At 69.7% G+C, this 12,146-nt stretch carries 8 protein-coding genes; 4 read left to right on the top strand and 4 right to left on the bottom strand.

Annotation, left to right across the window (positions count from 1 at the left end; translation table 11 throughout):
• Positions 1-162: 162 nt before the first annotated feature.
• Positions 163-3,156: a phosphoenolpyruvate carboxylase gene (gene ppc / locus MYA_RS10750; protein ID WP_014723456.1), complete on the bottom strand. Its 2,994-nt coding sequence runs from the start codon at positions 3,154-3,156 to the stop codon at positions 163-165.
• A gap of 201 nt (positions 3,157-3,357) precedes the next feature.
• Here ppc and hemC point away from each other — a divergent pair, with 201 nt between their 5' ends.
• The 3 genes from hemC to MYA_RS10735 are packed head-to-tail and all read left to right on the top strand — an operon-like array spanning position 3,358 to position 7,546.
• Positions 3,358-4,359 carry a hydroxymethylbilane synthase gene (hemC, locus tag MYA_RS10745; RefSeq protein ID WP_011885699.1) on the top strand — a complete coding sequence of 334 codons (1,002 nt, stop codon included), beginning with the start codon at positions 3,358-3,360 and terminating at the stop codon, positions 4,357-4,359.
• Complete coding sequence (hemDX, locus tag MYA_RS10740; RefSeq protein ID WP_014723455.1) at positions 4,359-6,356, top strand: fused uroporphyrinogen-III synthase HemD/membrane protein HemX; 1,998 nt, start codon at positions 4,359-4,361, stop codon at positions 6,354-6,356. The genes hemC and hemDX overlap by 1 nt, the downstream gene beginning before the upstream one ends.
• A gap of 2 nt (positions 6,357-6,358) precedes the next feature.
• On the top strand, positions 6,359-7,546 hold the full coding sequence (locus MYA_RS10735) for a heme biosynthesis protein HemY (protein ID WP_014723454.1): 1,188 nt from the start codon (positions 6,359-6,361) through the stop codon (positions 7,544-7,546).
• Positions 7,547-7,663: 117 nt separating this feature from the next.
• On the opposite strand, the gene MYA_RS10730 is transcribed toward MYA_RS10735, so the two are convergent.
• The 3 genes from MYA_RS10730 to MYA_RS10720 form a co-directional block, all read right to left on the bottom strand.
• Positions 7,664-8,968: an MFS transporter gene (locus MYA_RS10730; protein WP_014723453.1), complete on the bottom strand. Its 1,305-nt coding sequence runs from the start codon at positions 8,966-8,968 to the stop codon at positions 7,664-7,666.
• A 142-nt stretch (positions 8,969-9,110) separates the two neighbouring features.
• A complete protein-coding gene (locus MYA_RS10725; protein ID WP_014723451.1) occupies positions 9,111-9,869 on the bottom strand; it encodes an SDR family oxidoreductase in 759 nt (252 codons plus the stop codon).
• A gap of 69 nt (positions 9,870-9,938) precedes the next feature.
• The gene (locus tag MYA_RS10720; protein WP_011885694.1) at positions 9,939-11,378 is read right to left on the bottom strand and encodes an aldehyde dehydrogenase family protein; all 1,440 of its coding nucleotides are present in this window, start codon (positions 11,376-11,378) and stop codon (positions 9,939-9,941) included.
• Positions 11,379-11,617: 239 nt separating this feature from the next.
• On the opposite strand from MYA_RS10720, the gene ppa reads away from it, so the two are divergent.
• Positions 11,618-12,145 (top strand): inorganic diphosphatase, encoded by a 528-nt coding sequence (gene ppa / locus MYA_RS10715; RefSeq protein WP_011885693.1) that lies wholly within the window; start codon positions 11,618-11,620, stop codon positions 12,143-12,145.
• The last annotated feature ends 1 nt before the right edge of the window (position 12,146 follow it).

The raw sequence follows: 12,146 nt of genomic DNA, 5'->3' as shown, positions 1-12,146 counted from the left end.
GCGCCGCGCCGCGCGATGAAAAAAGCCGCGATACGCAAGAGCGCGTATCGCGGCTTTCGTTTGGCCGCTGCCGTTCGCGGCGGCCGTGGCGACCGTGGCGACCGTGGCGCGAAGCCGGCGCGAAGCCATGCGCCACGCCCCAGCCACCGCGCCGGATGCGGATCAGCCCGTGTTGCGCAGCCCGGCCGCGATCCCGTTGATCGTCAGATGAATCCCGCGGCGCAGACGCGCGTTCGTGTCGCCCGCGCGGTGACGCTTGATCAGCTCGACCTGCAGGTGGTTCAGCGGATCGAGATACGGGAAGCGGTTCTTGATCGAGCGCGCGAGCAGCGGGTTGGTCGCGAGGCGCCCTTCGTGCCCGGTGATCTCCGCGAGCGCCTGCGCGGTGCGCTCCCATTCGGCGACGATCCGCTCGAACACGTGCTTGCGCAGCTTGCGGTCGGCGACCAGCTGCGCGTAGCGCGACGCGACCGCGAGATCGGTCTTCGCGAGCACCATGTCCATGTTCGACAGCAGGTTCGCGAAGAACGGCCAGGTCTTGTTCATCTTCTTCAGCAGCGCGACGCGCTTCGTGCGCGCGGCCACGTCCGGCGCGCCGTCGAGATACGCGCTCACCGCGCTGCCGAAGCCGTACCAGCCGGTCAGCAGCAAGCGGCACTGGCCCCACGAGAAGCCCCACGGAATCGCGCGCAGATCCTCGATCCGGCGGTTCTTCGGGTCCTGCAGCTTGCGCGACGCCGGGCGGCTGCCGATGTTCAGCTCGGCGATCTCGGTGATCGGCGTGGCCGCGAAGAAGTAGTCGGTGAAGCCGGGCGTTTCGTAGACGAGCGCGCGATACGACGCCATCGCCGCGTCCGACAGCGCCTGCATCGCGGCTTCGAACGCGGGCAGTTGCGCGGGCGCGTTCGACTGCGGCAGCAGCGACGCCTCGAGCGTCGCGGCCACCACGGTTTCGAGGTTGCGCCGGCCGATCTCCGGGTTCGCGAACTTGCTCGCGATCACCTCGCCCTGTTCGGTGAGGCGGATCTGGCCGTTCACGGTGCCCGGCGGCTGCGACAGGATCGCCTGATAGGTCGGGCCGCCGCCGCGGCCGACCGTGCCGCCGCGGCCGTGGAACAGGCGCAGCGTGATCTTGCGGTCGCGGAACAGGTCGACGAGCGCGAGCTCCGCGCGATACAGCTCCCAGTTCGACGTCAGGAAGCCGCCGTCCTTGTTGCTGTCCGAATAGCCGAGCATCACTTCCTGCTCGGCGCCCTGATGCGCGATCAGCGCCTCGATGCCCGGCAGCGCGAAGTATTCGCGCATGATGCGCGCGGCGTCGCGCAGGTCGGGAATGGTCTCGAACAGCGGGATCACCATCAGGCCGTTGCGCGCGCTGTCGTGCGCCGCGCCGAACGCACCTTCGAGCAGGCCCGTTTCCTTCTGCAGCAGCAGCACCTCGACGAGGTCGCTGACCGTCTCCGTGTGCGAGATGATGTAGTTGCGCACCGCGCGCGGTCCGAACTGCGCGCGTACCTCGCGCGCCTTCTCGAACACGCCCAGCTCGCTTTGCGCGAGCGCCGAGTATTCGATGTACGGCGAGCGCAGCGGGCGCGGATCGGCGAGCGCGGCCAGCAACGCGATCAGCTTGTCGTCCTCGGACAGCGACGCGTAGTCGGCATGCACGCCCGCGCGCGCGAACAGCTCGGCGACCACCGCTTCGTGGATGTCGGAGCTCTGGCGCAGGTCGATGCTCGCGAGGTGGAAGCCGAACACCTCGGCCGCGCGCATCAGCGGCGTGAGGCGCGGCGCGGCGAGCGACGCGCCGTGATGTTCTTCGAGCGACGCGGTCAGCACCTTCAGGTCGGCGACGAACGCTTCGGAATCGGCGTACGGCACCGCGCGCACCGGCGGCGCGCCGCGGCCCGCGCTGCGCACCGGCACGGTGCCCTCGCCGAGGCGCACGCGCGCGCTCGCCGCGAGCCGCGTGTAGATGCCGATCAGCGCGCGGCGGTAGGGTTCGTCGACGCGGTGCGGCGACTGGTCCGGCGACGCGGCGGCGAGCGCCTTCACCGCGTCGTTCGCGCCCACCAGCAGGTTCGACACGGAGAGTTCGGCGCCGAGCTTGTGCACCTGCTCCAGATAGTGTTCGAGGATCACCGCGGCCTGGCGGTTGATCGCTTCGTCGAGCGTCGCGGCCGTCACGTTCGGGTTGCCGTCGCGATCGCCGCCGATCCAGCTGCCCATCTGGAAGAACGCGGGCACGCGCGCGGGCAGGCCGTGCTCGGCGAGCGCGGCTTCGATGTCGCCGTACAGCGCGGGCAGTTCGTCGAGGAAGGTGGCGCGGTAGTACGACAGCGCGTTCTCGATCTCGTCGCCGACCGTCAGGCGCGCGTCGCGCAGCATGCGCGTCTGCCACAGCGCGGTCACGCGCGCGCGCAGCATCGATTCGTTGTAGGCGCGTTCGCGCGCGGTCAGCGGCTGGTCGCGTTCGGCGAGCAGGCGCGCGATGTCGTGCTGCGCGTCGAGGATGCTCTTGCGCTGCACCTCGGTCGGGTGCGCAGTCAGCACCGGCACGATCAGCGCATCGTCGAAGAAGCGCTGCAGCACGCGCTTCGATGCGTTGCCGCTCGTCTTCAGCTGTTCGAGCGCGTACGCGACGGTGCCCGGTTGCGGCGCGGAGCCCGCGAGCGCGTGAATGCGGCGGCGGCGGTTGTGATGGCGGTCTTCCGCGATGTTCGCGAGATGCGAGAAGTAGCTGAACGCGCGCACCACGCTCACCGTCTGCTCCGGCGTCAGCTTGCGCAGCTTCTTCTCGAGCGTCTGCGCGGCTTGGCTGTCGTCCTCGCGGCGAAACTTCACCGCGGTCTGACGAATCGTTTCGACGACGTCGAACACGGTGTCGCCTTCCTGTTCTCGCACGACGTCGCCGAGCAGGCGGCCGAGGAAGCGGATGTCCTCGAACAGCGGGCCGTCCTTGTCCTCGCGCGTGCGCGCGGCGGGCTTCGACGCGCCGGCCGCCTTCGTCGTGCGTTTTGTCTGACGTATCGAGTCTTTCGGTTTCGTTGCCGGTTTCGCACGGCCGTTCGCGACGGTGGCGAGGGCGCCCGTCTGGGCGTCGGTGGAGGGCAGGGCAGCATTGCGGCGCGCCGTACGCGCCGATCCGGAAGACTTCACGATGGGTTTCCTTGGGAAAGCTCGAGTCAAAAGGGACTGCGGGGACTGCGGAACTGCGATCAAGCAACCAGCTACGTGCGGCACATCCGCGCATTGGTGGCGCCGCGGTGGCGCCGCGGATGCAGGCGCCGCGCCCGGGCGGGCGGGGGCCTGCGTGCTACCATTGTTCGGTCTTCAATCCCGTCCTTCGATGTTCCAGCAATGAATTCCGAGACCTTTTCGGCCGGGCCGAAATCGGCGCCAGCCCCCGCGACGTTGACGATTGCGTCGCGCGAGAGCCGCCTGGCGATGTGGCAAGCCGAACACGTGCGTGATGCGCTGCGCAAATTATATCCAGCTTGTGACGTGAAAATCCTCGGGATGACGACGCGCGGCGATCAGATTCTCGATCGCACGCTGTCGAAGGTCGGCGGCAAGGGCCTGTTCGTGAAAGAGCTGGAGAATGCGCTCGCCGACGGCCGTGCCGATCTCGCCGTGCATTCGCTGAAGGACGTGCCGATGGCGCTGCCCGACGGCTTCGCGCTGGCCGCGATCATGGCGCGCGAGGACGCGCGCGACGCGTTCGTGTCGAACGACTACGCATCGCTCGACGCGCTGCCGGCGGGCGCCGTCGTCGGCACGTCGAGCCTGCGCCGCGAAGCGATGCTGCGCGCCCGCTATCCGCATCTGAACGTGCTGCCGCTGCGCGGCAATCTCGACACGCGCCTCGCGAAGCTCGACCGCGGCGACTACGCGGCGATCATCCTCGCGGCCGCCGGCCTGAAGCGTCTCGGCCTCGAGGCGCGGATCCGCGCGCTGATCGACGTCGAAGACAGCCTGCCGGCCGCCGGCCAGGGTGCGCTCGGCATCGAGATCGCCGCGCACCGCAGCGACGTCGCGCAATGGCTCGCGCCGCTGCACGACCCGCACACCGCGCTCGCGGTCGAAGCGGAGCGGATGGTGTCGCGCGCGCTCGGCGGCAGCTGCGAAGTGCCGCTCGCCGCGCATGCGGTGTGGCGTGCCGGCGAGCTGTACCTGACCGGCCGCGTGTCGACCACCGACGGCCGGCGCGTGCTGAGCGCGCAAGCGTGCGGCGCGGTCATGACCGCCGCCGATGCGCTCGCGCTCGGCCGCGCGGTGTCCGACGAGCTCGACGCGCAGGGCGCGCGCGACATCGTCAATGCATTGCTCGCCGGCTCGCAGGTCGGCAAGGGCGACGCCTGATGGCGGGCGGCGCGCGCGCGTTCACCGCTGTCCTGACCCGCCCGGACGGCCAGTCGGCCGCCCTTGCGGCGCAGCTCGCCGACGCCGGCTGCGACGTGCTCGAATTTCCGCTGATCGACATCGCGCCGCTCGACGATCCGGCGCCGCTCGTCGCCGCGTTCGCGACGCTGGCCGACTACGCGCTCGTGATCTTCGTGTCGCCGAACGCGATCGACCGTGCGCTCGCGCACTACGGCGCGATCTGGCCGAATGCGCTGCCGGTCGGCGTCGTCGGCCCCGGCAGCGTCGCGGCGCTCGCGCGTCACGGGATCGCGGCGCCCGCGCATCGCGTGATCGCGCCGCAGGCGGGCGCCGACGGCGGCGTGCCGCGCTACGATTCGGAAAGCCTGTTCGCCTGCATCGAGGCCGCCTTCGGCGGCGCGCAGGCGCTCGCAGGCAAGCGCGTGCTGATCGTGCGCGGCGACGGCGGCCGCGAATGGCTCGCCGAGCGCCTGCGCGAAGCCGGCGCCGAAGTCACACTGGTCGCGGCATACCGGCGCGTCGTGCCCGAGCCGCGGGTCGGCGCGTGGGAGCGCGTGCATGCGCTGCTGGCCGGCGCACCGCACGCGTGGCTCATCACGAGTTCCGAAGGCGTGCGCAACCTGCACGAACTCGCGCGGACCCATTTGAACGACGCCGAGATCGACGCCCTGAAGCATGCGCGGCTCCTCGCGCCGCACCCGCGGATCGAGCAGACCGCGCGCGCACTCGGTTTTGATAGGATTACGCTGACCGGCGCGGGCGATGAGCGCATCGTCCGCGCGTTTCGAACGATGGCCGACGAGGCCGTCCAACCGGCGACAGCCGCACCGGTGACTAAACGCATGACAGATACCAACGATTCCAAAAGCGTCGCTTCCCAGCCGGCCGCTGCCTCCGCGCCGCCGCGCAGTCCCTCTTACGTTGCGTCCGAACCGCCCGCGCGCCGCGGCGGCAGCGCGGCGCTGTGGTTCGTCATCGTCGTGCTCGGCTGCGCGGCGGGCGTCGGCGGCTATGCGCTGAACCGCAAAGTCGACCGGCTCGACGCTTCGTTCGTCGCACGCCAGAAGTCGCTCGACGCGCAGACGGCCGAGCTGCGGACGAAGACCGAACAGGCGCTCACGGGCACGCACCAGGTCGACACGCAGCTCGCGCAGCTCGACGGCAAGCTCGCCGACGCGCAGAGCGCCCAGCAGGCGCTGCAGCAGCAATACCAGGACCTGTCGCGCAACCGCGACGCATGGATGCTCGAGGAAGTCGACCAGATGCTGTCGAGCGCGAGCCAGCAGCTGCAGCTGACCGGCAACACGCAGCTCGCGCTGATCGCGCTGCAGAATGCCGACGCGCGCCTCGCGACGTCGCAGAGCGCCCAGGCCGTCACCGTGCGCAAGGCGCTCGCGCAGGACATCGAGAAGCTGAAGGCCGCGCCGTCGGCCGACCTCACGGGCCTCGCGATCAAGCTCGACGACGCGATCGCGAAAATCGACGCGCTGCCGCTGTCGGGCGAGGCGATCGTCGCACACGCGGCGCCGAAGGCCGCACCGTCCGCCGCCGCACCGTCCGCCGCCGCGTCGTCCGCTGCGCCCGCCGCCGTGGCCGGCGAGCCGCGCTGGAAGGTGTGGTGGCACGATTTCTCGGCGGGCCTCGGCCAGCAGTTGAAGGGCCTCGTGCAGGTGCGCCGCATCGACAACGCGGACGCGATGCTCGCGTCGCCCGACCAGGGCTACTTCGTGCGCGAGAACGTGAAGCTGCGCCTGCTCACCGCGCGGCTGTCGCTGCTCGCGCGCAACGACGCGGCGATGAAGTCCGACCTGCATGCTGCGCAGGCGTCGCTCGGCAAGTATTTCGATCAGGCCTCGAAGGACACGCAATCGGTCGAAGATCTGCTCAAGCAGGTCGACGGCGCATCGCTGACGGTCGCGGTGCCGAACCTGAACACGAGCCTGAACGCCGTTCAGCAGTTCAAGAGCCGGGGGTAACGATGACGCTTCGAGGAATCGTCTGGCTCGCGATCCTGTTCGCGATCGCCGCGGCACTCGCCACCGTCGGCCGCTTCGACGCGGGGCAGGTGCTGCTCGTCTATCCGCCGTACCGTGTCGACGTGTCGCTGAACCTGTTCGTGATCGGCATCGTCGTGCTGTTCATCGTCGTCTATGCGCTGATGCGCATCGTGCGCAACATCTGGCTGATGCCGCGGCGCGTCGCCGCGTATCGTGCGCGTGCGCGCAACGAGAAGGCGCAGTCGTCGCTGCGCGATGCGATCGCGAATCTGTACGCGGGCCGCTTCTCGCGCGCCGAGAAGGCCGCGCGCGATGCGATGGCGGTCGACGCGAACCAGGGTGCGGCGAGTCTCGTCGCCGCGACCGCCGCGCACCGCATGCACGAGTACACGCGTCGCGACGATTGGCTGTCGAAGGTCGACGCGCCCGAATGGCAGGACGCGCGGCTGCTCGCGACGGCCGACATGCGCGCCGATGCACGCGACGCCGACGGTGCGCTCGCCGCGCTGGCCGATTTGCAGGCGGGCGGCAAGCGCATCCACGCGCAGCAGGTCGCGCTGCGTGCGCAGCAGCAGCTGAAGAACTGGGCCGAGGTGCTGAAGCTGGCGAAGGCGCTCGAGAAGCGCGACGCGCTGCATCCGGCCGCGGCGGTCCGGCTGCGCCAGCAGGCGGCCGAGAATCTGCTGCGCGAGCGTCGGCACGACGCGGACGCGCTGCTCGAAGTGTGGCAGTCGCTGTCGGCGCTCGAGCGCCAGTCGCCGCGCCTCGCCGATCTCGCGGCCGAGCTGCTGGTGTCGCTGGAGCGCCGCACGGAGGCGCGCCGCATCGTCGAGGATGCGCTCGCGCACAACTGGGATGCGCGGCTGTTGCGCCGCTATCCGGACACGGCCGGCAACGACGCGCTGCCGCTGATCCAGAAGGCCGAGGGCTGGAAGAAGGATCATCCGGACGATGCCGACCTGCTGTTCGCGCTCGGCCGGCTGTGCCAGCAACAGCAGCTGTGGGGCAAGGCGCAGTCGTTCCTGGAGGCCGCGCTGAAGCAGGCCGACAACGACGCGCTGAAGGTGCGCACGCATCGCGCGCTGGCCCGCCTGTTCGAGCATCTCGGCGAAACCGACAAGGCCGCGAAGCACTATCGCGAAAGCGCGCTCGCGATCACGACGGTGTGACGCGCGCGGCGCGCGTTCGCCGCACGATCAAAAGCCCCGAACGCCTTCCGGCTTCGGGGCTTTTTTGCGCGTGTGCGCGGCGGGGCGGCGGCCGGCCGCGGCGTCACGCCGCGCGCCTCATTTGTCGACGAGCCGCTTCGGCACCGACAGCGCGAGCAGGCCGCCGAGCACGAGGAACGCGGCGAGCAGATACATGCCCGCATCGTTGGCGCCCGTCGCCTGCTTGAGCCAGCCCATCATGTATGGGCTCAGGAAGCCCGCGAGGTTGCCGATCGAGTTGATCATCGCGATGCCGGCCGCGGCCGCCGCGCCGCCGAGGAACGCCGTCGGCAGGCTCCAGAACAGCGGCAGCGTCGTGAGGATGCCGATCGTCGCGAGCGTGAGGCCGAGCATCGCCAGCGCCGTCTCGTGTGCCCACATCACCGACAGCACGAGCCCGAGTGCGCCGATCGCGGCCGGGATCGCGAGGTGCCAGCGCCGCTCGCGCCGCTTGTCCGCGCTGCGTGCGATCAGGATCATCGCGACCACCGCCGCCGCATACGGAATCGCGGACAGCAGGCCGATCTTCAGCGTGTCGGTCACGCCAGTCGCCTTGATGATCGTCGGCAGCCAGAAGCCCACGCCGTACAGCCCCATCACAAACGAGAAGTAGATCAGCGCCATCAGCCACACGCGCGGGCTCGACATCACCGCGCCGAGCGCGAGGTCTTGCTTGGTCGCTTCCTCCGCGTCGACGTTGCGCGCGAGCAGCGCCTTTTCCTCGTCGGTGAGCCACGCCGCGCGCGCGATGCGGTCGTCGAGCGCGAAGAACACGAGCACGCCGGCCAGCACCGACGGAATCCCTTCGAGCAGGAACAGCCATTGCCAGCCGTGCCAGCCGCTCACGCCGTTGAACGCCTTCAGGATGAAGCCGGAGATCGGCCCGCCGATCACGCCGGACAGCGCGACGGCCGTCATGAAGAAGGTGGTCATCCGGCCGCGCCGGTGCGCGGGATACCAGTACGTGAGGTACAGGATCACGCCGGGGAAGAAGCCGGCCTCGGCGACGCCGAGCAGGAAGCGCATCACGTAGAACATCGCGGGTGTCGTGACGAACATCGTCAGGATCGAGATCACGCCCCACGTGGCCATGATGCGTGCGATCCACACGCGCGCGCCGACCTTGTGCAGGATGATGTTGCTCGGCACCTCGAACAGGAAGTAGCCGAAGAAGAAGATCCCGGCGCCGAGCCCGTAGACGGTATCGCTCAGATTCAGGTCGCTCGCCATCTGCAGCTTCGCGAAACCGACGTTGACGCGATCGAGATACGCGACCACGTAGCACAGCAGCAGGAGCGGCGTGAGCCGCCACGACACCTTGCGGTAGGTCGCTTCCTCGAATGCGCCGGACGAGCCCGGCAGCGAATGCGTCGATGTTGCCATGTTGTCTCCTGTCCTTTCTTGTCGTGGGTCGTGATGGGCCGGATCGGGCGCGCGGGCGCGCGATCCGGTGTCGTGCGAAGCATGGCCGGTGCGTGACGCCGGCGCCGGCCGGCAGCGGCGGCGCGGCGCCGTTGCCGTCGTGCTAGATGCAGCGGCCGCCGTCGACTTCGAGGCAGACGCCCGTGATGAACTCGGCTTCGTCGGATGCAAGGTAGAGCGCGGCGTTCGCGATGTCCTGCGGCGTCGAGAAGCGGCCGAGCGGAATCGTCGACAGGAACCGGCGGCGGTTTTCGGGCGTGTCCTCGCAGCCCATGAACTCGGTCATCAGGCCCGTTTCGCCGAGCACCGGGTTGATGCAGTTCACGCGAATCCGGTCGGGGCCGAGCTCGGCTGCGAGCGACTTGCTGGCGGTGATCATCGCGCCCTTCGTGCTGTTGTACCAGACGAGGCCGGAGCGCGGCCGCACGCCGGCCGTCGATGCGACGTTGACGAACACGCCGCCGCCCTGCGCGCGGAAGTACGGGACGAAGGTCTGCACGCTCCAGAACAGGCTCTTCATGTTCACCGCGTACACGCGATCGAATTCGGCTTCCGTCACGTCGAGCACCGGCTTGTTGCGGTGCGTGGTGCCCGCGTTGTTGACGACGATCTGCACCGCATGGAAATCGTCGAGCGCGGCCTGCAGCAGCGCACGCCAGTCGGCGTCGCGCGACACGTCGCCGGCGAATGCGATCGCCTTGCCGCCGGCCAGCGCGATCTCGCTCGCCACGCGCTCGGCCGCCGCGCCGTTCAGGTCGTTGACGACGACGTTCGCGCCTTCGCGCGCATACGTCTTCGCGATCCCTTCGCCGAAGCCCGAGCCGCCGCCCGTGACGACGGCCGTCTTGCCGCTCAACCGCATGGTTTGTCTCCTGTGTTGGAAGAGTGCAGGGTGCGCCGCTGCCGGCTGCTTCCGCCCGCGCGGCGCGGTTCAGCCGTGCCGGATCGCGATCGTCTTCAGCGCGGTGAAGCCGTACAGCGCCTCGAAGCCTTTCTCGCGCCCGTGGCCCGAATGGCCGACGCCGCCGAACGGCAGCTCGACGCCGCCGCCCGCGCCGTAGTTGTTGATGAACACCTGGCCCGCGCGCACGCGCCGCGCGAGGCGCAGCTGGCGCGCGCCGTCGCGCGTCCAGATGCCGGCGACGAGCCCGTACGGCGTGCCGTTCGCGAGCGCGACGGCTTCTTCCTCGTCGACGAAGCGCATCGCCGCGAGCACCGGGCCGAATACTTCCTCCTGCGCGAGCCGATGCGACGGCGGGACGTCGCGCAGCAGCGCGGGCGCCTGGTAGAAGCCGCTTTCCGGCGCGTCGGCGACGACCTGGCCTTGCGCGGCCATCGGAATGCCGTCGTGCTGCGCATCGGACAGGAAATCCCAGACGCGCTGCTGCTGCTTCGCGTTGATCAGCGGGCCGCAGTCGAGGTCCGCGCGGCTCGGGCCGACGCGCAGCGCGTTGAACGCGGTGGCGAGCCGCTCGACCAGCGGCTCGTAGGCCGCATGCTCGATCAGCACGCGGCTGCCGGCCGAGCAGGTCTGCCCGCCGTTCTGCACGATCGCCGACACGAGCACCGGCAGCGCGGCGTCGAGGTCGGCGTCGGCGAACACGATCTGGGGCGATTTGCCGCCGAGCTCGAGCGTGACGGGCACGTGATTCTCGGCGGCCATCTGGGCGACCAGCTTGCCGGTCGCGGGCGAGCCGGTGAACGAGATGTGGTCGATGCCGGGGTGGCGCGCGAGCGCGGCACCGGCTTCGTGACCGTAGCCGGTGACGACGTTCAGCGCACCGGCCGGCAGCCCGGCCTCGATAGCCAGCTCGGCGACGCGCAGCACCGACAGGCATGCGTCCTCGGCCGGTTTCACGACGCACGCGTTGCCGGCGGCCAGCGCCGCGCCGACGCTGCGCCCGAAGATCTGCATCGGGTAATTCCACGGCACGATGTGGCCGGTGACGCCATGCGGCTCACGCACCGTCAGCACCGTGTAGCCGGCTTGGTAGGGAAGCGTCTCGCCGTGCAGCTTGTCGGCGGCGCCCGCGTAGAACTCGAAATAGCGCGCGAGCGCGGCGGCGTCCGCGCGCGCCTGCTTCAGCGGCTTGCCGGTATCGCGCGCCTCGATCGTCGCGAGTTCTTCGATGCAATCGGTGACGCGCGCGGACAGCCGCATCAGCACGCGGCCGCGCTCGGCGGCGCTCGCCGCGCCCCACGGGCCCGCGAAGGCGTCGCGCGCCGCGGCGACGGCGCGCTCGATGTCCGGCGCCGTGCCGCGCGCGATCGTCGCGAACGGCCGGCCGTCGGACGGGTCGACGACGGCAATCGGCTCCAGCTGCGCGGGCAGCGTCCATTCGCCTGCGATGAAGTGCTTCGCCTGTTCCATGCGTGCTCCTGTCTCCGGGTGGGCGCGTACCGCGGGTGCCGCGGCGGCCGTGCATCGCGGCCGCCGTGCGGCATCGCTCGCGGTCAGTGGCAGAACGTCCGGACCGATTATCACGCCGATCGTCATCCGGACGCCACCGGTCGATTGGCTATAATGGCGCATTCCCTGCGGGGAGGCCCGCGGCCGCGCACCGGTCGAGGCACCCTGCGCCGCATTCCCATCGACCAACAGAGAGCGCTATGAGCTTCAATCATGTTCCGGCCGGCAAGGACCTGCCGCACGATTTCAACGTGATCATCGAGATCCCCGCGCAAAGCGATCCGGTGAAGTACGAAGCCGACAAGGAGCTGGGCCTCCTCGTCGTCGACCGCTTCATCGGTACTGGCATGCGTTATCCGGTGAACTACGGCTACATCCCGCAGACGCTGTCGGGCGACGGCGATCCGGTGGACGTGCTGGTGATCACGCCGTTCCCGCTGCTGGCCGGCTCGATCGTGCGTTCGCGCGTGCTCGGCATGCTGCAGATGACCGACGAGTCGGGCGTCGACGCGAAGCTCGTCGCGGTGCCGCACGACAAGGTCTGCCCGATGACGGCGAACCTGAAGTCGATCGACGACGTGCCCGAGTATCTGAAGGACCAGATCAAGCACTTCTTCGAGCAATACAAGGCGCTCGAGAAGGGCAAGTGGGTGAAGGTCGAAGGCTGGGCCGGCATCGACGCCGCGCACAAGGAAATCGCCGACGGCGCTGCGAACTACAAGAAGTAAG

The sequence above is a fragment of the Burkholderia sp. KJ006 genome (assembly GCF_000262695.1).
Taxonomy (GTDB): Bacteria; Pseudomonadota; Gammaproteobacteria; order Burkholderiales; family Burkholderiaceae; genus Burkholderia; species Burkholderia vietnamiensis.
This window is presented reverse-complemented; position numbering and strand designations above follow the sequence as displayed.